Origin of the sequence: Nonomuraea sp. GTA35, assembly GCF_041950525.1 — a bacterium.
Taxonomy (GTDB): domain Bacteria; phylum Actinomycetota; class Actinomycetes; order Streptosporangiales; family Streptosporangiaceae; genus Nonomuraea.
Genome location: NZ_JBGNUV010000001.1, coordinates 954,918 through 973,775, shown reverse-complemented (window position 1 = coordinate 973,775; position 18,858 = coordinate 954,918). Strand labels below are relative to the sequence as shown.

Sequence of the window (18,858 nt, the reverse complement as noted above, 5' to 3'; positions counted from 1 at the left end):
TGCCTCACACAGGTGTACGGAATCGTGCCAGGCTGCGCCGGGCGGCCTCGGAGCCGCAGTCCGCGCCGAACATCCAGGCGGTACGCGCGTCCAGGGTCTCCGCGCGCTCGGCGACGGCGTCGGCCAGCGCGCGCTTGGCCGAGGCGACCGCGTGCGCGGGCAGCCGCGCCAGCCCGGCGGCCACCTCCAGGGCGCGGGCCAGCGCCTGCCCGGGGGCGGTCAGCTCGTCGGCGGCGCCCAGCGCGTACAGCTCGCCGCCGGTGAGCGGGCGCTCGCCCCACACCAGGCGCCTGGCGGTCACGGGCCCCACCCTGGAGACCAGGCTCTGGACGCCCCACGGCGGCACCCAGCCGAGGCCGACCTCGGGCAGGTGCCAGCGCGCGTCCCCGGCCGTGACGACGACGTCGCAGCCGGTGGCCAGCAGGAAGCCGCCGCCCATGGCGAAGCCCTCGACCGCGGCGATCACCGGGATGCCCAGGTGCTGGATGTCCCTGGCCAGCCGACCCGTGGCGGCCTCGTGCCGCACCATGGCCGCGCCGCTCATGCGGGACAGCTCCTTCAGGTCGGAGCCCGCGCAGAACCCCGGCGGCGTGCCCGTCAGCACGGCCACGCGCACGCCGGGGTCGTCGTCCAGGTCGGCGAGCGCGGCGCCGAGCGACTCCACCAGCTCGGCGCCGAGCGCGTTACGCACGTGCGGCCGGTCCAGCCGCAGGACGGCCACCCCGTCGCCGTGCTCCCGCAGCAGGCTCATCCGCGCGCCGGCTCGGAGGCCGGCCGCTCGGGGGCCAGCCAGGCCACGTCCACGACGCCGGGACGCTCGTGCGCCCACGAGGCCACCGCGCGCCAGCCGTGCCCGGTCATGTGGGCGGCGATGCTGTCCAGCGTCGAGCCGCCGCTGTAGCGGGCCGACACGCTGCCCTCGATCACCGCCAGCCGCAGCCTGCCCAGGTCGGTGCCCTCCAGGACGTCCAGCTCGGCGCCCTGGGCGTCCACCACCAGCACGTTGCAGCCGTGCTGCACCTCGCTGACGGGGATGACCGGCACGCTCACCTGGCGCACGACGGCCATCGGCTGCAACGGCTCCAGCATGCTGGACTGCTTGTCATAGGGGGTGATGTTCAGCGTGGCCCGGCCGCGCTTGCGACCCGCCGCCGCGGCCACCACCACGCGCGGCAGCTGGCCGTCCGCGGGCTCCGGCAGCCCCGCGGCCAGATGGTGCACGCGCAACTGCTCGCGCAGCGCCGACAGATGATCGAGGTTCGGCTCCATCATGACCAGGCGGCGGAACCCGCACGCCGTGAACGCCGACACCTCCTGCCCCCGGTGCGCGCCCACCTGCACCACGCCCTGTGCCGGCACCCCCACCTGTCCGAGCAGGCCGGGCAGGTGCTCCTCCCACCGGGCGGTCATCTGCTCCCGAACGATCACCTGGTTGCGCATCTGCTCGTCTCCTCCCGGTGGATGGCTCAGGCCAGTGTCATCGTCGATCACGCCCGGAGCCCGCCGCATCTTGCGTATTGCGCGGTACGGGCAGCATTCCGCGAGATGCGGCCGGGCTCCTCAGCCGCGCACGATGGAGGAACTCGACCGAGGGAGGAGGAGCCATGCGGCGACCCCACGACCGTGACCTGAACACGTACCTGGACCGGCTGGAGATCCGCGACCCCGGCGAGCCGTCGCTCGACGCGTTGCGCGCGCTGCATCGCGCGCACGTCGAACGGGTGCCGTACGAGACGCTGGAGGTCCAGCTCGGCCGGAGGACCACCCTGGATCCGCGCGAGTCGATCGACAGGATCCTGCGCGGGCGCGGCGGGTACTGCGTCCAGCTCAACGGCGCGTTCGCCACGCTGCTGACCGCCCTGGGGTACGAGGTCACCTGGCATCGCGCCAGCGTGCAGGCCGGCAGGCGGGCCCCGGCGAGCGGCGTCTCCTTCGCGCCGCACCTGGCGCTGAGCGTCACCCTGGAAGGGCGGTCCTGGCTGGTCGACATCGGGCTGGGCGACGGGCTGCTGGAGCCGCTGCCGCTGCGCGAGGGCACCTACCGGCAGGGGCCGTTCGAGTTCCGGCTGTCGGCGTCGGCCGTGGAGCCCGGCGGGTGGCGGTTCGACCACGATCCGCGCGGGTCGATCGCCGGGCTCGACATGGAGACCGACCCCGCCACGGCGGTCGACTTCGTGGAGTGGCATCCGTACCTGTGCACCTCGCCCGAGTCGCGGCTGGTGCGTGCCGCCGTCGTGCTGCGGCGCGACGCCACCGGCGCGGACGCGCTGGTGGGGTGCATGTTGCGGCGGGTGAGCGGTGCGGGGACGAGCGAGGTGGAGCTCGCCACCCAGGCGCAGTGGTACGACGCGCTCAGCTCGGTGTTCGGGCTGCACCTGGGGGATGTCAACGCCAAGGACCGGGCCGCGCTGTGGGCGAAGGTGCGCGGGGCGCACGAGGCCTGGCAGCAGCGCAAGGCGGCTGTGGCGCTCGCCTGAGCGGTGTTCTCCCGGCCCGCCCCTCGTTGCAGGGGCGGGCCGGGAGGCGTTGCAGGGGCGGGCTCCGGAGACAGTGATCACGAAACGGTGATCAGGAGACGGTGATCAGGAGACGGTGATCAGGAAGCGGCGCAGGCCGCGGCCGACCCAGCGGTCCCGGTGGTCGGGCGGCTCGGCGGCGGCCAGCGCGGGGAACCTGCGCAGCAGCAGCGGGAGCGCGATCCTGGCCTCCATGCGCGACAGCGGCGCCCCCAGGCAGAAGTGCGGCCCCGCGCCGAAGCTGAGCGGCTGGATGTCCGGCCGGTCCGGGTCGAAGCGGGTGGGGTCGGAAAAACGGCGCGGATCCCGGTTGCCGGCCCCCAGCATGAGCACCACCTTCGTCCCGCCCTCCAGCGGCGTGCCCAGGAGCTCCATGCCCGTCCCCGCCCACCTGCTGGTGGCCTGGACGGGCGTCTCATAGCGCAGGACCTCCTCGACGTACGCGGTGGCCCGCTCCGGGTCGTCGCGCAGGAGCGCGGCCTGAAGCGGGTGCTCGAAGGCCAGCCTGAGGCCGTGCCCGAGCAGGAAGCTGGTGGTCTCGAAGCCGGCGGTCAGCAGCAGCATCAGATTGCCGACCAGCTCGTCGTGGCCGAGCCCGGCGCCGCCGCCGTCGTGCGCGCGCACCAGCGCGGTCAGCATGTCGTCGGCGGGATGGCGCCGCCGGTGCTCGATGAGGTCGCCGAAGTAGCCGGCCAGCTCGTCCATCGCCTGGTCGGCCGCGCCGAGCCTGCCGACGTTGGTGATGCCTTCCAGGGCGATCGTCAGGTCGGAGGCCATCGCGCGGAACCACTGCTGGTCGTCCTCGGCGACGCCGATCAGCGCGCTGATGACCGCGATCGGCAGCCTGGAGGCGAACTCGGCGACGTAGTCCACCGGGGCGCCGCCCGCGCCGAGGTCCGCCAGCCTGTCCAGCAGGCGGTGCACCATCCGCTCGACCGACTCGCGCATGGCCGACACGCGCGCGGGCGTGAAGCCGCTGCTGACCAGCCGGCGCATGCGCGCGTGGTCGGGCGGGTTGCGGTAAAGCATGGAGTCGGTGTAGCCGCGCAGCGACGCGTGCGAGCGCCAGCGCGGGTAGATCACGTCGTAGCTGGCCGCGTCCTGGACGCGGAGCCGGTTGTCCCGCAGCGCGCGGGAGATCTCGGCGTACCCGACGACGACGGTGAGGCCCGGCCGTACCGGGATCACCGGGCCGTGGGCGCGCAACGCCTCGTAGAGCGGGTACGGGTCCCGGCGGCCCGCGCGCGACACCAGCGCCGCCACCGCCTCACCCGGCGCCATGCCGGTCACGCCGGCAACGCCGGCCGTGCCCGCCGCGCCCGCGTTCCCCGCCGCGCTCATCTCCTCGACCGTGCTCATGAGCGGGCCGCCAGGCGCACGAGCTTCAGCGTGTCCGCGGGATGCACCGAAGCGATCTCCAAGCCGGCGTCGTGAGCCAGCGGGCGCAGGTCGCCGATGCCGCGCTCCCTGCCGCCGTAGTACACGAGCATGCGCAGGTCCATGCCGGTACGCGGGGACTCCCCGTCGGGGCCGAAGTCCTCGACCACGAACACCGAGCCGCCCGGCCGCACCGCCTCGGCACAGCGCGCCAGGATGGCGCGGGCGTCGTCGTCGCTCCAGTCGTGCAGGATCCACGACAGCAGGTACCCGTCGGCACCCGGCGGCAGCGGGTCGAAGAAGCTGCCTCCCACGGCGCGGCCGCGCCCCGCCAGGCCGGCCGACTCCAGCGCCGCCTGCGCGGCACGCGCGGTCTCCGGCTGGTCGAGCACCGTGCCGCGAAGGGCGGGGAAGGCGGTGAGCAACGCGATGAGCAGCGACCCGTCGCCGCCGCCGACGTCCACGAGGTGGCCGAGCGTGCCCCAGTCGTAGCCGGCCACGATGGCCGGCGCCCTGGCGGGCATCTCGGCCGCCATGCGCGCGTCGAAGGCGGCCGAGCGTGCCGGGTCGGCGGCGAGGTCGTCCCAGAAGGAGCGGCCGAACTGCCGGGGGAAGGCCGCCTCACCCGTGCGGACGCTGTGCAGCAGGTGCGCGAACGACAGCTCGGCCCGCCCCTCCCATCCTTCGAGGTCGAGCATGGCCCGCATGCCGGCCGGATGGTCCTCGCGCAGCTCCTCGCCCAGGGGGGTCAGCGTGTAGGCCCCCGCGGGGTCCCTGCGGAACACCCCCCTGGCGGCCAGGTACCGCATGAGCCGTTCCAGCGCGCCGGGGTCCGCGCCCACCGCGCCGGCCAGCTCCTTGCCGGTGACCGGCCCCTTGGCCAGCCGGTCGGCGATCCTCAGCGTCGCGGCCACCCGGAGGGCCATCGGAGTTCCCAGATGGGCCAGCGCCCACAGCCGTTGCTCGCTCACGCGGCCATCGTCACACCGGCGCCCGCGGGCCGGCACCTCCCAGAGTGCCGCAACAGCGCACGGCGTGAGATGGCCGGGCCGGGCCCGGATGCCAGGCTGGAGGGGCGCAAACGCCGCCTGGAGCAGGGAGATGCCGATGCCCGCGACGCGCCCGATGACCGGCAGCGAGTACGTCGAGAGCCTGCGTGACGCCCGCGAGATCTACCTCTACGGCGACCGGGTCAAGGACGTCACCGAGCACCCGGCCTTCCACAACCCGGTGCGGATGACGGCCAGGCTGTACGACGCCCTGCACGACCCGGCGACCCGGGACCAGCTCACCTGCCCCACCGACAGCGGCGGCGAGGGCTACACCCACCACTTCTTCACCACGCCCCGCAGCGTGGAGGACCTGGTGGCCGACCAGCGCGCCATCGCGACCTGGGCCAGGATGAGCTACGGCTGGATGGGCCGCAGCCCCGACTACAAGGCCTCCTTCCTGGGCACGCTGGGCGCCAACGCCGACTTCTACGCGCCGTTCGCCGACAACGCCCGCCGGTGGTACCGCGAGTCGCAGGAGAAGGTCCTGTACTGGAACCACGCGATCGTGCACCCGCCGGTGGACCGCAACCTGCCGCCCGACCAGGTCGGCGACGTGTACGTGCACGTCGAGCGCGAGACCGACGCGGGCCTGGTGGTCAGCGGCGCCAAGGTGGTCGCCACGGGCTCCGCGCTGACCCACTACAACTTCCTGGCCCACTACGGCCTGCCGATCAAGAAACGCGAGTTCGCCCTGGTGGCCACGGTCCCGATGGACGCGCCGGGGCTCAAGCTGATCTGCCGGCCCTCCTACACGGCGGCCGCCGCGCTGACCGGCAGCCCGTTCGACTACCCGCTCTCCTCCCGGCTGGACGAGAACGACAGCATCCTCGTGCTGGACCAGGTGCTCATCCCGTGGGAGAACGTCTTCATCTACGGCGACCTCGGCAAGGTCCAGCTCTTCACCGGCCGCTCCGGCTTCATCGAGCGTTTCACCTTCCACGGCTGCACGCGGCTGGCGGTCAAGCTGGAGTTCCTGGCGGGCCTGCTGCTGCGCGCCCTGGAGATCACCGGCACCAAGGACTTCCGCGGCGTGCAGAGCCGCGTCGGCGAGGTGCTGGCCTGGCGCAACCTGTTCTGGGCGCTGTCGGACGCCGCCGCCCGCAACCCCGTGCCGTGGAAGAACGGCGCGCTGCTGCCCAACCCGCAGTACGGCATGGCCTACCGCTGGTTCACGCAGATCGGCTACCCGCGGATCAGGGAGATCATCCTGCAGGACGTCGCCAGCGGCCTCATCTACGTCAACTCGGGCGCGGCCGACTTCAAGAACCCCGACATCCGCCCCTACCTGGACAAGTACCTGCGCGGCTCGGACGGCTCCGGGGCCGAGGAGCGGGTCAAGGTGATGAAGCTGCTGTGGGACGCCGTCGGCTCGGAGTTCGGCGGCCGGCACGAGCTGTACGAGCGCAACTACGCCGGCAACCACGAGAACACCAGGATCGAGCTGCTGTTCGGGCAGATGGCCTCCGGCCAGCTCGAAGAGTACGCGGCGTTCGCCGAGCAGTGCCTCAGCGAGTACGACCTGGACGGCTGGACGGTGCCCGACCTGTCCTCGTTCGCCGGGCTACGACAGACAGAGACCCTCTGAGAAAGGGCGGAAGCATGAGGCCGTTTCGCATCGAGATCCCCGACGGCGACCTGCGTGACCTGCATCGCAGGATCGACGACACCCGCTGGCCCGACGAGCTGCCCGGCACCGGCTGGGAGCGTGGCGTGCCGCTGACCTACCTCAAGGAGCTGGCCACCTACTGGCGGCACGACTTCGACTGGCGCGCCGCGGAGGCGGAGCTCAACGGCCATCCCCAGTTCGTCGACGAGATCGACGGCGCCACCGTGCACTTCCTGCACGTCAGGTCGCCGGAGCCGGACGCCGTCCCGCTGCTGCTCACCCACGGCTGGCCGGGCTCGGTGGCGGAGTTCCTGGACGTCATCGGGCCGCTGACCGATCCGCGCGGCCAGGGCCCCGCCTTCCACCTGGTGATCCCGTCCATTCCCGGCTTCGGGTTCTCCGGTCACACCAGGGAGGCCGGGTGGCATCCGTACCGGGTGGCGCTGGCCTGGGCGGAGCTGATGCGGCGCCTGGGCTACGAGCGCTACCTGGTGCAGGGCGGCGACGCCGGCGCGGTGATCTCCCTGGAGCTGGCCAGGCTTGCTCCGGAGTCCGTCATCGGCGCGCACGTCAACATGCTCATGGCCTTCCCCTCCGGCGACCCCGCCGAGCTGGCGGGCCTGTCACCGTCGGACCAGGGGCGGCTGGCCGGGCTCGCCCGCTTCGACCAGGAGCTGTCCGGCTACATGAAGCTGCAGTCCACCCGCCCGCAGACGCTGGCCTACGCGCTGACGGACTCGCCGGTGGGGCAGCTCGCCTGGATCGTGGAGAAGTTCCGCGACTGGACGGACTCCGGCCAGGTGCCCGAGGACGCCGTCGCCAGGGACCGCATGCTGACGAACGTGTCGATCTACTGGCTGACCGCCACCGCAGGCTCGTCGGCCCGGTTCTACTACGAGGGGGCGGCGGGGCTGCGGCAGGCGGCCGAGGGCCACCGGCCGCCGCCGATCACCGTGCCCGTCGGGGTGGCGGTCTTCCCCCGGGACATCTTCGTCCCCGTCCGCAGGCTCGCCGACCGGGACATCCCGACCATCACGCACTGGACCGAGTTCGACCGCGGCGGGCACTTCGCCGCGCTGGAGCAGCCGGAGCTGCTGGTCGGCGACGTCAGGACGTTCGCGCGTTCGCTCGCGTGACACAGCGGAAGGCGCCGGCGGCACAACCGCCGGCGCCTTTTCGTGTGTCCCGTCAGCCTCTCAGCACCGGGAGCGGCTGGACGGTCTCCTCGCCGGTCGCGGGCCTGCCGTTGGCCAGGACCCGCAGCATCAGGCCTGGACGCATGAGCGCCTGCGGCGGGTCGACGAGCCCGGCCACCCGCATGAAGGCGGCGGTGACCGCGCCGTCGCGGGCCGCCGCGGCGTGCAGCCGGCCCATGTAGGCGTTGGCGAGCCGTACCTTCAGCGTGCGCGGCCCCTGCACGCCGGGGAAGGCCAGGTCGGCGCCCGCGGAGATCTCCCACGGCACGTCGATGACGCGGGAGATGTCCTTGAAGAACGGGCGCCACCGGGGCTCGGTGCCCCGGCGCAGGTGCCGGCGCAGGATGACGGACTCCATGGCGGCCACGGTCATGCCCTGGCCGTACACGGGGTTGAAGCTGCACGCGCCGTCGCCGAGCACCAGCAGGCCGTCGGGGAAGCCGGCCAGCCGCTCGTAGCGGCGCCGCACGCTGGCGGGGAAGGTGAAGGTGACACCGTCGTCCAGCGGCTCCGCGTCCCGGATCGCCTCGTAGACGTCCGGGACGGGCAGGGACTTGGCGAAGGCCACGAAGCCGTCGTAGTCGGCCGGCGGGTGGTCGCCGAGTATGCCGGTGAGCGAGAGCATGCTCACGTCGCCGGGCAGCTTGGGGAAGAAGGCGCCGCGCGGGTTGGCCGGGGAGGCCACCGGGTTGATCGACAGGTCGTCGCCGTACGGGTCGCAGCGCAGCCGGAAGTGGCGGGTGGTGTAGGCCAGGCCGATCTTCACCCGGTCCTCTTCCGGCCGGTCGTAGCCGAGCTCGCGCAGCCACGCGGGCGTGCGCGAGCCCCTGCCGGTCGCGTCGATCAGCAGGTCGGAGGCCAGGTGCTCCTCGTCGCCTTCGCTGTTGCGCACCCGCACGCCGGTGACGCGGGCGCCCGAGGTGGTGGGGCCGAGGATGTCGGTACGCTCCAGGAAGCGCACGTTGTCCAGGGCCGCCACCCTGAGCCTGACCTGCTCCTCCAGGACGGGTCTCGTGGCCGACACGCTGACCAGCCCGCTGGGCGCCTGCCGCAGCCTGCGGCCGTTGAAGTACCAGCGCAGCCGGGTGGCCATGTCGCCCGCGGGCACGCCCGCGTCGATGAGCTGCCCGGTGAGGCCGGGGAACAGCTCGTCGAGTATCTGCTGGCCGCGGGCCAGCAGGGCGTGCGCGTGGCAGCCGTGGGGGACGCCCCTGCGCGGGCCGCTCGCCCCCGTCAGCGTGTCCCTGTCGATCACCAGGACCTCGGTGTAGAACTCCGACAGCACGCGGGCCGACAGCAGGCCCGCCATGCCGCCGCCGAGCACCACCGCGCGGTCCCCGACGTGGCCGGCCATCTCAGTCACGCGGGCTGTTCTGGTAGGCGGCCAGCCGCCACTGCCCGTCCTGGCGCACGACGAGCCAGGACGCGCGGATGGCGCGCTCGGCCGGGACCTCGCTCTCCCCGGGGGCGAGCACGCCGCCCTGGGTGATCAGGACGCCGCAGTCGTCGTTGAAGAAGCGCACGTCGATGGGCGTTCCGGTGACCCTGGTGCCCTGGTAGGGGCCGGCGAAGGCGGCGGTCATGAACGCGCGGATCTCCTCGCGTCCCTTGCGGTACTGGCCGGGGAGGATCATCGAGCCGTCCTCGGTGAAGACCGCGGCGAAGGCGTCGGCGTCGTGCGCGGCCCAGGCCTCGATCACGCGCTGCGGCAGCGCGGCCACGGCGGCCTGGTCGGGGGCGTGTGCGGGTGCGGTGGTCATGGTGTCTCCTCCAGGCGTGTTCAGATGTAGAGCGTGTCGGGCTCGAGGCCGCACAGGATGCGCCCGTACAGCTCGGTGTTGGTGTTCGGGTGCATGAGCGCGTGCTGGTTGACCGCGTGGACGTCGCGGGCGATCCGCTGGATCGGGACGTCGCTGTAGATGGACGAGCCGCCGCTCGCGGTCGCCAGGATGTCCACGGCCTCCTTGCCGAGCCTGCACACGGCGCCCAGGTCGGCGCGGGCGCGCACCCGCTCCTCGACGCTCCACGCGGCGCCCCGCTCGCCCTTGTCGTCGACGGTCGCGGCCAGCCGCCCGGCGTGGAACCCGGCCTGGTCGATCTTGAACGTGGACTCGGCGACCTGCAGGTGGGTCAGCGGCGCGGCGCTCTGGCTCTCGTAGCCGGTGTAGGTGATCTTCCGCTGAGGCAGCCGCTCGAAGAACGCCTGCCTGGCGGCCTCGGCCAGGCCGAGCACGGTGCCGACCGAGGAGGCGGAGGCCACGGGCAGCAGCGGCTGCCGGTAGATCGGCGAGCCGGTGTTGGCCCTGTCGGCGTGCGCGCCCTCCAGGATGGCGCCGAGCGGCATGACCCGCTCGGCGGGGACGAACAGGTCCTGCGCCACGGTGCTGACGCTGCCCGTGCCGCGCAGGCCGGAGGTGTGCCAGTCGTCGATGACGATCAGGTCCGACATCGGGACCAGCGCCATGATCGGCTCGGGTGGCGCGTCCTCGCTGATGATGACGGCCACGATCTCCTGCCAGTGGCTGTGGTGCGCGCCGCTGACGAAGCCCCACTTGCCGTTGACGACGATGCCGCCGTCCGTGCGGGTGGCCATGGCGGTCGGGCTGAGCGTGCCGCAGATGCGCACGTCCGGCGTGGCGAACACCTCGTCCTGGACCGCCTCGGGGAAGTGGCAGGCCATCCAGGTCGGGATCCAGTAGACGGAGGCGACCCAGGCGGTGGAGCCGTCCGCCCTGCCCAGCTCGGTGGCCACCTCGACCAGCGTCCGGGTGTCCGCCTCGTGACCGCCGTAACGGCGTGGCGTCCTCAGCCTGAACACGCCCGCGTCTGCCATTGCTGCTATCGACTCCTCATGGAGCCTGCGGTTCTCCTCCGCCCATGCCGCGTGCCCGCGCAGGACGGGCACGATCTCCGAGGCGCGGTGAACCAGGTCTTCCCGCGCCGGAGCATCGGTCACCAACACGATGTCCTCCCAGACGTCAGTCGAGGAACTGCCCACCTGAACGTCCCATTCGGACGTTGACGTGCGCATCTCCTGACGTGCGTGATTGCGTGGCACGCCAGGAGATGCGGGGCGGGCGGATGCGGGCGACGCTGGGGAAAAACCCGAGACGAAGGGTTCGCGCAGCATGACAGCCGTCACTCATGCCCCCGGAGCTCCGCCCGAGCCCGCTCTCACCCCCGACGAGATCGTCGCGCGCGCGGAGGCCATGGTGCCCGCCCTGGTCGCGCGCCAGGCCGAGACGGAACAGCGCACCTACTACGCGCGGGACACCCACGAGGCCTTCGCGCAGGCCGGCTTCTACCGCATCCTGGTGCCTCGCCGCTTCGGCGGCTACGAGTTCGGCGTGGAGACGTTCCTGCGCGTGTCGATGACGCTCGCGCGGGGATGCCCCTCGACCGGATGGATGTACTCGCTCGGAACGGCGCACGCGCTCGCGGTCGCCACCCTGTTCGGCGAGCGGGCGCAGGCCGAGCTGTTCGCCACCGGCGACTTCGTCTGCCCCGCCACCGTGGCGCCCAGCGGCGCCGCGACGCGCGGCCAGGACGGCCAGTGGATCCTCGACGGGACCTGGAACTACTGCTCGGGCGCCCCCTACGCCACCCACTTCATGGGTCACGTGGTGGTCGACGGCGCGCCCATGCTGTTCGTGGCGCCGCGCGACCGGTGGCGCCGGCTGGACGACTGGGGCAACCAGCTCGGCCTCAAGGGCAGCGGCTCGCACAGCGTCGTCTTCGAGCACGCCTCGATCCCCGGGCACTACACGCTGCCCCTGCACCTGAGCCAGACGTCGGTGGCCGGCGGCACGCCGGGCCTGTCCCTGCACGGCAACCCGGAGTACGGCGGCGGCCCCCTCAGCTTCATGCTGCTGGACAGCGCCACCGTCATGCTGGGCATGGCCAAGGGCGCGCTGGACGCCTACGAGGAGCTGATGCGGGTCAGGACGACCGTGTTCCCGCCGTTCTCGCTGCGGGCCGAGGACCCGGACTACCAGTTCTGGTACGGCGAGGCCGCCGGGCTCCTGGCCACGGCGGAGGCGGCGTGGTCGGACGCGATCAGGCAGTGGCAGCGGGCCTGCGTCCAGGGCGCGTTCACCAGGGAGCGCGACCTGCGGATCGCCACGATCAGCAGGGAGATCGCCCGGCTGTCGTGGCGCGCGGTGGAGCGCTGCCTGTTCCCCACCGCGGGGTCCAGCGCGGTACGCAACGGGGAGCGGATCGAGCGGATCTGGCGGGACATGTCCACGCTGCACAGCCACGCCGGCTTCGCCGTCTTCCTGTCCACGGTGGCCAACCGGGAGCTGGCCCGCGCCCACTTCGGCCTCGGCTGACACCGCCCGCGGGCCTCGGCTGACGCGGCCCGCGGAAAGAGGGGGTCCGCCCTGCGGGGCGGGCCCCCTTCTCCCTGTGCGCCCATCTGGCCGGTGCGCCCATCCGGCGGGTGCGCTCATCCGGCGGGTGCGCTCATCTGGCCGGTGCGGTCACCCGGCGAGAGCGGGTCTCCGCTCCCGGCCCGGTCACTTGGCCAGGGCGGGCTCCTGCTCCTGCCCCTGCTCCGGCTCCGGGTGGTGGTGGCCCGCGAAGGGCGCCAGGTGGCGCAGCTGGGTCAGGGCCAGCAGCGCGAGCCCGGCGAACAGGACGGCGTTGACCGCGCCGACCACGTGCAGGCCCGTGGTGAAGGCCGCGCGCGCGGCGTCCAGCAGGTCCGCGGCCTGGGCGGCGGGCAGCGCCGACGCCGCGCCGACGGCGCCGTTGATGCTGTCACCGGCCGCCGCCGGCGCGCCCGCCGGCGGGACCAGCTCGCTGCGGTAGACGGCGGTGCCGAGCGTGCCCAGCGTCGCGATGCCGAGCGCCACGCCGAACTCGCCGCCGGTGGCCACCATGGACGCGGCCGAGCCGGCCTTCTCCGGCGGGCTGCTGGCCATGGCCACCTGGTTGACCAGCCCGCCCACGGGGCCGACGCCGAAGTAGCACACGGACAGGAAAACGATCAGCAGGGTCACGGCGCCGACCGCGACCTGGGTGATCAGGAGCTGGCCGAGCACGGCGATGAGCATGCCGCCGCCCAGCACGTACGCGGGCCGCACCTTGGCGGCCACCCGCGGCGTGAGGTTGATGGAGACGATCAGCACGAGGGAGGGGATCAGCAGCCACAGCCCCGCGACCAGCGGGGACAGCCCCTCCACGGTCTGCAGGAACAGGGCGACCTCCATCCCGGTGCCCGTCTGCAGCGAGCCGCACAACATCCCGATCAGCACCGCGGCGGTGAAGGCCCGGTGGCGGAACAGGCGCAGGTCGAACAGCGGATGCTCCAGCGCCCGCTGCCTGCGTACGAACACCACGCCCACGACGAGCCCGGCGACGATCGCGACCAGCGGTCCCGCCGCCCAGCCGTCCCGCGCCACGGCCTTGAGCCCGTAGATCAGCGGCAGGATCGCGCCCAGGGACAGCACGACGCTGAACAGGTCCAGCCGCCCGCCGCCCGGGTCGCGGAACTCCGGCAGCAGCGGCAGCGCCGCGAGCAGCAGCATCATCACCGGCACGCCCATCACGAAGACCGAGCCCCACCAGAACCGTTCGAGCAGCGCGCCGCCGACGGCGGGGCCGAGCGCGATGCCGACCATGAACGCGGTCCCCCACACGGCCATGGCCTGCCCGAACTGCTTGGGGTCGCGGAACATGACGCCGATCAGCGACAGCGTGGACGGCAGCAGCGTCGCCCCGGCGATCCCGAGCAGCGCCCTGCACACGATCAGCATCTCGGGGCTGGTGGACATGGCCGCCACCAGGGAGACGACGCCGAAGGCCGCCCCGCCGACCAGCAGCAGCCTGCGCCTGCCGATCCTGTCGCCCAGCGAGCCCATGGTGACCAGGAAGCCCGCGGTCATGAAGCCGTAGATGTCGGTGATCCAGAGCTGCTGCGTGGCGTCCGCGCCCAGATCGACGCTCAGGTGCGGCAACGCCAGGAACAGCACGCTGATGTCCAGCGACACGAGCATGGTGGGCAGGGCCAGCGCGGCCAGCCCCATCCATTCCTTCCGCCCCGCGCGCGGGGCGCCGTCGTGGGTCACGTCCTCACTCCTCATCTCTTGCCGGTCAGGTGGTCAGCTCGATCCGGGTGTGGTCGCCCACCACGAGCCGGTGATGCGCCTGTGCCGGCGCCACGGTGGTGAACCGTCCGATGAGCGAGCCGCGCAGGCTGGCCTCCTCGATGGAGGCGCCGTGCAGCACGATGGAGTCGGCGATGCGGGTGGCGCGCACCACGCAGCCCGTGCCGATGGAGGTGTTGGGACCGACGTGGCTGTCCACGATGAGGGTGTCCGCGCCGATGATCGCCGGACCCTCGATCGTGGAGGCGACGATGCGCGCGCCGGGCTCGATGACCACCTCGCCGCGCACGTCGCTGAGCCCGTCGAGGTGGCCGGCGATGCCGCGCGCCTGCGTGGCCAGCATCCTGCGGTTGCAGTCGAGGACGTCGTCCACCCGGCCGGCGTCGGTCCAGTACCCGTCGTACACGCTCGCCCGCACCTCGAGGCGGTGGTCGATCAGCCACTGGACGGCGTCGGTGATCTCCAGCTCGCCGCGCCGTCCCGGCGCGATGCGCTCGACGGCCTCGTGGACGGCGGCGGTGAAGAAGTAGACGCCGACCATCACCAGGTCGCTGGCGGGCCGTTCCGGCTTCTCCGTCACGCGCAGGACCGCGCCCGCCGCGTCGAGCTCGGCGACGCCGAACGCCCGGGGGTCGGCCACCCGGCGCACCACGAGCTGCGCGGCGGGGCGCAGGGCGCGGAACTCCTCGGCGATCGGCCCGATCCCGCCTGCCAGCACGCAGTCCCCGAGGTACATGACGAAGTCGTCGTCGCCGAGGAAGCCGCGGGCCAGCTTGACGCAGTGGGCCAGCCCCAGCGGCCTGGGCTGGCGGATGTAGGTGACGTGCGCCCCGAACCTCGAGCCGTCGCCGACGACCTCGGCGATCTGCGCCTGCCTGTCGCCGACCACGAGACCGATCTCGGTCACGCCCAGCTCTCGCAGGCTCTCCAGCACGTGCTCAAGGACCGGCTTGTTCGCGATCGGGATGAGCTGCTTCGGCATGGAGTGGCTCAGGGGGCGCATGCGGGTGCCTGACCCGCCGGACAGCACCAGAGCCTTCATGGTGGCCAGAATCCCAACGCCGGGGTCCCGGCAGCATCTCTGACCGTGCTGGATGACAGGTGGTGGCGACCCTCAGCAGGTCAGCTCGCCGGTCCGGCTCTCCGGCCGGCCAGCTCCGCGGCCAGGACGGGGCCGATGACGCTGAGGGGGCCCGGCCGCATCATGTCCACGTGCCGGCAGTCGACGCGGCGCACGTCCAGGCGGCCGTCGACGTGGCGCGCCCAGGCGCGCGGCGTCAGGGTTCCTCTGCTCTCCCTGGCCGCCTCCAGGTGGAGCACGTCGCCGCGGAAGGTGCCGGGCAGCGCCCGGCGTACGGCGGCGCGGGTGCCGAGCGCGGTCTCCACGAGCTCCGACAGCAGCCGCTCGCTCAAACCGCTGTCACGGGCCAGGCGCCGCAGCACGGACGCGGCGTCTTCCTCCGGGTCGCCCGGGTGGTGGCGGGCGCCCAGGTCGCTCGCGATCGTGCGGGCGAGGTCCAGCCTGTCGCGCTCGGGGTCCACCGGCTGCGTGTCCTGCCCCGTGCTCGGGAAGGAGTCGAGCAGCGCCAGGAAGCCGACGTCCGCCCCCTCCCGCTGCAGCCCGCAGGCCACCGCGTGCGCGATGCTGCCACCCGCCGACCAGCCCATGAGCTGGTACGGCCCGTCCGGCCGCACCGTGCGGATCCGGGCGATGTAGCCGGCCACCATCGCGGCCAGGTCGCGTGCGGGCGGCCGCCGTGCCTGCAGGCAGTAGACGGGACGCCGGCCCAGGTAGGGCACCAGGCCCGCATAGCACCAGCCGAGCCCCGACAGCGGATGGACGCAGAACAGCGGCACTCCGGAGCCGGTCGTCCGCAGCGGCAGCAGCACATCGGTGTCCATGAGCGGCCAGTGTGCGCCCGCCCCGCCGCCCACGCACCTTCGTCCGTGCGCCGCCGCTCCCGCGCCGTCCCCACGCGTCCCCGCGCGTGCGCGCCACACCCGCGCCATTTCCCCACCGCTCACGCGTCCTCATGCGTACGCCGCCGCTCCCCCGCCGCCCCCGGCACGGCGGCGGGGCCGTCCGCGATCCTGGCCAGCAGGTCGGCCAGCGGGCCCGGCGTGGAGATCATCGGCCAGTGCCCGGTGTGCAGGGTCTCGAAGTCCCACGTGGGCGCCATGCGCATGGCGGCCACGTCGGGGGCGATCTGGCCGCCCACGTGCTCCATGGAGCAGATGACGTACGTGGCGCGCTGGTCGGCGAGCGGCCGGTTCATCTTGGCGGGGTCGGCCAGGGTGCGCCCGGGGTGGCCCACGAAGCGCCGCGCGAGCGAGTGCGCCTGCCGCGCGGTTAGCCCCTGCCCGTCGCCCACCACGGCGGCGTCGGGGGCCGGCCACCGGCCCCCGTTGTCGGCGATCTGCCTCAGCTCGCTGCCGCGCACCCGCTCGGGGAAGGCGTGCAGCATCGACTTGCCGTCATGCGGCAGGAACCCCTCGATGAACACCGTGTGCGCCACCCGGTCCGGCGCCCGGTCGGCGACCTGGCCGACCACGAGGCCCGAATAGCTGTGCCCGGCCAGCACCACATCGCGCAGGTCCCGCTCCTCCAGCAAGGCCATGACACGCTCCACGTGGGTCTCCAGCCCCACGTGCGAGACGTCCTCCCCGGCGCCGGCGAGCCCGGGCAAGGTGATGGCCAGCGCGTCGTGGCCGTGCCCACGCAGGCGCTGCTGCACCGCCTCCCAGCACCAGGCTCCCATCCACGGACCGGGCACGAGGACGATCTGTCTCTTCATGGCGCTCTCCATTCACCAACCACGTTCAGGTCACGTCAATGCCTGTCCTCTCACTGTCGGGCCGGCCGGGGCGGGGCTCCATGGAGGCGCGTGGCAGGAAGGTGCAACGCGCCTGCAGCTTGCTGACTCGGTTTTATCTGGTTTGCCGGGCGCCGGGATCGCAAAGTTGGAAGTGCAAGCGAGAACGGCTCCGAAAAACAAATGACTGAGAAAGAGGCAGTGAAATGACGAACTCCATTCTTTCCCCGCGGATTTCCGGCAGTGTTGTCAAGCTTGCGGCGGCTGTTGCGACCTTCGGTGCGGCTTTCGGACTGGGCGCCGGCGCGCTGGACCTGGTTGCGGACCGGGCGGCCGGCTCGGTGCTGGCCGACCCGAACACCTGGCCGGTCCCCGCCGTCGACCCTGGCAACACCTGGCCGAAGGTCGTCGCGGCCACCACCCCCGGCAACACCTGGCCGGTGCCCGCCACCACCCCCGGCAACACCTGGCCGGTGCCCGCCACCACCCCCGGCAACACCTGGCCGGCCCCTGTCGCCGACCCCGACAACACCTGGCCGTCCGCCTAGAAAGGAGAGCCCCGAAAATTGCGCCGGCCATTGACGAGGAAAGGAGCGACATAAAACGTAAACCACGGAAAGACCCCCGCGGAGGCCGCGGGGGTCTTCCTTTTCGTGTGCGTGGCGCGGGCTGTCATCCGGTGCGATTTCGCGTGGGGCGAGACGAAGAAGGAAGACGGCGGCGGTGTCACCGGCGTGCCCGGCGGCCGGTCGCGGCCGGGCCTCTCCGTCCGAGCGCATGGCATCATCATGCAGCCGCACACCGCGCAGGCGACGGGGACATCGTCCGGGCGTCGCCCGGACGATGTCCCCGTCGCCGCCGTCACGCCGACGGCTGCCTCTCCCAAGCCCGGTAGGCCGTCTCGCGGAGCTCTTCGTCGGCGGTGCGCTCCACCCTGGCCATGGCCAGGCGCAGGATGGGCGGCGCCATGACCGAGGTGACGACGGCCACCAGGATGATCATGGTGTAGACCTCGACGCTCAGGATGCCGAGCCGCAGCCCCACCATCGCCACCACGACCTCGATGACGCCGCGCGCGTTGAGCCCGGCCCCCAGGGCGAGCGCCTCCCACCGGTTGAGCCTGCTCAGCTTGGCGCCCGCGTACACGCCGAGGAACTTGCCCAGGATGGCGATGGCCAGGATCGCCAGCCCCGCCAGCAACACCGACGGCTCGCCCAGCGCGGTCAGGTCCATGCGCAGGCCCGCCGTGGCGAAGAAGATGGGGGCGAGCGCGCCGAGCACCACCGTACGCAGCGGCGCGAGCTTGGCGGCGTCCACCTTGCCGGCGCTGCCGATGAGGATGCCCATCACGAACGCGCCGAAGACCGCCTCCAGCCCCAGGGCGTGCGTGGCCGCCCCGGCGAGCACGATGAGCACGACCGTGGTGGCCACCGTGGGCCCGGCCCCCTCCGACCTGGCCGCCAGCCTGAGCGAGCCGCGCACCAGCGGCCTGCCGACCGTGAGCGCGAACGCGACGATCGCCACGAGGTAGGCCACGGACGTCAGCACGGTCCCCGCCGACACCGCGTGCACGGCCATGGCGCTGACGATCGACAGCATGACCCAGCCGAACGCGTCGTCGATCATCCCGGCGGTGAGCGAGAGCTGGCCGACGTTGCGGTGGATGAGCTTCATGTCCATCAACGTCTTGGCCAGCACGGGGATGGCGCTGACGCACATGGCCACGCCGAGGAAGAGCGCGAAGACCGTGCTGTCGGCCCCGTCGGGGATCAGGGACCCGGGAACGAGGAACCCGGCCGCGACGCCGAACCCGAGCGGCACCACGAGCCCGCCCACGCTGACTCCCGCCGCCGTACCGGCGCGCCTGCGGACCAGCCCCATGTCCATGTGCATGCCGGTCAGGCCGACCAGCAGGATCACGCCGATCTGCCCGACCGCGTCGAGCAGGTGGAACTGGCCGGCCTGCGCGGGGAACAGCCACTGCTGGAAGTCCGGCGCGAGATGCGCCAGCAACGACGGCCCCACCAGCACGCCGGCGAGCAGCTCACCGACCACGGAGGGCAGTTTCAACCGGGTCGCGAGCGAGCCCAGCGCGAGCGCCAGCAGCAGCAACGAGCCGACCTGGAGCAGGAAGATCAGTAATTGGTGGGCGCCGATGGGTGCAACGGGAGTCATGTCTTCTCCTCAG

17 protein-coding genes are annotated in these 18,858 nt (G+C 72.8%); 5 read left to right on the top strand and 12 right to left on the bottom strand.

What is annotated here, in order from left to right:
* Window positions 1-4: 4 nt before the first annotated feature.
* Both ACBJ32_RS04375 and ACBJ32_RS04370 read right to left on the bottom strand, forming a co-directional pair.
* The gene (locus tag ACBJ32_RS04375) at window positions 5-751 is read right to left on the bottom strand and encodes an enoyl-CoA hydratase/isomerase family protein (RefSeq protein WP_375125515.1); all 747 of its coding nucleotides are present in this window, start codon (window positions 749-751) and stop codon (window positions 5-7) included.
* The gene (locus ACBJ32_RS04370; RefSeq protein WP_375125514.1) at window positions 748-1,440 is read right to left on the bottom strand and encodes an FkbM family methyltransferase; all 693 of its coding nucleotides are present in this window, start codon (window positions 1,438-1,440) and stop codon (window positions 748-750) included. Before ACBJ32_RS04370 ends, ACBJ32_RS04375 begins: the two co-directional genes overlap by 4 nt.
* A 164-nt stretch (window positions 1,441-1,604) precedes the next feature.
* On the opposite strand from ACBJ32_RS04370, the gene ACBJ32_RS04365 reads away from it, so the two are divergent.
* Window positions 1,605-2,477 (top strand): arylamine N-acetyltransferase, encoded by an 873-nt coding sequence (locus ACBJ32_RS04365; protein WP_375125513.1) that lies wholly within the window; start codon window positions 1,605-1,607, stop codon window positions 2,475-2,477.
* A 105-nt stretch (window positions 2,478-2,582) separates the two neighbouring features.
* On the opposite strand, the gene ACBJ32_RS04360 is transcribed toward ACBJ32_RS04365, so the two are convergent.
* A complete protein-coding gene (locus ACBJ32_RS04360) occupies window positions 2,583-3,875 on the bottom strand; it encodes a cytochrome P450 (protein WP_375125512.1) in 1,293 nt (430 codons plus the stop codon).
* The gene (locus tag ACBJ32_RS04355) at window positions 3,872-4,864 is read right to left on the bottom strand and encodes a methyltransferase (RefSeq protein ID WP_375125511.1); all 993 of its coding nucleotides are present in this window, start codon (window positions 4,862-4,864) and stop codon (window positions 3,872-3,874) included. Before ACBJ32_RS04355 ends, ACBJ32_RS04360 begins: the two co-directional genes overlap by 4 nt.
* A 136-nt stretch (window positions 4,865-5,000) precedes the next feature.
* Here ACBJ32_RS04355 and ACBJ32_RS04350 point away from each other — a divergent pair, with 136 nt between their 5' ends.
* Both ACBJ32_RS04350 and ACBJ32_RS04345 read left to right on the top strand, forming a co-directional pair.
* Window positions 5,001-6,530: a 4-hydroxyphenylacetate 3-hydroxylase N-terminal domain-containing protein gene (locus ACBJ32_RS04350; RefSeq protein ID WP_357878435.1), complete on the top strand. Its 1,530-nt coding sequence runs from the start codon at window positions 5,001-5,003 to the stop codon at window positions 6,528-6,530.
* A 14-nt stretch (window positions 6,531-6,544) separates the two neighbouring features.
* Complete coding sequence (locus ACBJ32_RS04345) at window positions 6,545-7,687, top strand: epoxide hydrolase family protein (protein WP_357878437.1); 1,143 nt, start codon at window positions 6,545-6,547, stop codon at window positions 7,685-7,687.
* Between the two features lie 52 nt (window positions 7,688-7,739).
* On the opposite strand, the gene ACBJ32_RS04340 is transcribed toward ACBJ32_RS04345, so the two are convergent.
* Genes ACBJ32_RS04340 through ACBJ32_RS04330 form a run of 3 tightly spaced genes read right to left on the bottom strand, consistent with a single transcriptional unit; the run spans window position 7,740 to window position 10,709 of the window.
* Window positions 7,740-9,101 carry an FAD-dependent oxidoreductase gene (locus tag ACBJ32_RS04340; RefSeq protein ID WP_375125968.1) on the bottom strand — a complete coding sequence of 454 codons (1,362 nt, stop codon included), beginning with the start codon at window positions 9,099-9,101 and terminating at the stop codon, window positions 7,740-7,742.
* A 1-nt stretch (window position 9,102) separates the two neighbouring features.
* Window positions 9,103-9,507: an SgcJ/EcaC family oxidoreductase gene (locus ACBJ32_RS04335; RefSeq protein WP_253744941.1), complete on the bottom strand. Its 405-nt coding sequence runs from the start codon at window positions 9,505-9,507 to the stop codon at window positions 9,103-9,105.
* A gap of 20 nt (window positions 9,508-9,527) precedes the next feature.
* The gene (locus tag ACBJ32_RS04330; RefSeq protein ID WP_375125510.1) at window positions 9,528-10,709 is read right to left on the bottom strand and encodes an acyl-CoA dehydrogenase family protein; all 1,182 of its coding nucleotides are present in this window, start codon (window positions 10,707-10,709) and stop codon (window positions 9,528-9,530) included.
* 166 nt (window positions 10,710-10,875) lie between these two features.
* Here ACBJ32_RS04330 and ACBJ32_RS04325 point away from each other — a divergent pair, with 166 nt between their 5' ends.
* Window positions 10,876-12,078, top strand: coding sequence for an acyl-CoA dehydrogenase family protein (locus ACBJ32_RS04325; protein ID WP_375125509.1), 1,203 nt, complete (start codon window positions 10,876-10,878; stop codon window positions 12,076-12,078).
* Window positions 12,079-12,264: 186 nt separating this feature from the next.
* Here ACBJ32_RS04325 and ACBJ32_RS04320 read toward each other — a convergent pair whose 3' ends face one another.
* From ACBJ32_RS04320 to ACBJ32_RS04305, 4 genes are all read right to left on the bottom strand, one after another.
* On the bottom strand, window positions 12,265-13,818 hold the full coding sequence (locus ACBJ32_RS04320; RefSeq protein WP_375125508.1) for an MFS transporter: 1,554 nt from the start codon (window positions 13,816-13,818) through the stop codon (window positions 12,265-12,267).
* A gap of 25 nt (window positions 13,819-13,843) precedes the next feature.
* Complete coding sequence (locus ACBJ32_RS04315; RefSeq protein ID WP_375125507.1) at window positions 13,844-14,899, bottom strand: glucose-1-phosphate thymidylyltransferase; 1,056 nt, start codon at window positions 14,897-14,899, stop codon at window positions 13,844-13,846.
* An 80-nt stretch (window positions 14,900-14,979) separates the two neighbouring features.
* Window positions 14,980-15,759 carry a thioesterase domain-containing protein gene (locus tag ACBJ32_RS04310; protein WP_375125506.1) on the bottom strand — a complete coding sequence of 260 codons (780 nt, stop codon included), beginning with the start codon at window positions 15,757-15,759 and terminating at the stop codon, window positions 14,980-14,982.
* A gap of 119 nt (window positions 15,760-15,878) precedes the next feature.
* The gene (locus tag ACBJ32_RS04305; protein ID WP_375125505.1) at window positions 15,879-16,652 is read right to left on the bottom strand and encodes an alpha/beta fold hydrolase; all 774 of its coding nucleotides are present in this window, start codon (window positions 16,650-16,652) and stop codon (window positions 15,879-15,881) included.
* 224 nt (window positions 16,653-16,876) lie between these two features.
* On the opposite strand from ACBJ32_RS04305, the gene ACBJ32_RS04300 reads away from it, so the two are divergent.
* Entirely contained in the window at window positions 16,877-17,218 is a 342-nt protein-coding gene (locus tag ACBJ32_RS04300) for a hypothetical protein (protein WP_375125504.1), read from the top strand.
* Window positions 17,219-17,531: 313 nt separating this feature from the next.
* Here ACBJ32_RS04300 and ACBJ32_RS04295 read toward each other — a convergent pair whose 3' ends face one another.
* On the bottom strand, window positions 17,532-18,845 hold the full coding sequence (locus ACBJ32_RS04295) for a cation:proton antiporter (RefSeq protein ID WP_375125503.1): 1,314 nt from the start codon (window positions 18,843-18,845) through the stop codon (window positions 17,532-17,534).
* Window positions 18,846-18,858: the final 13 nt, after the last annotated feature.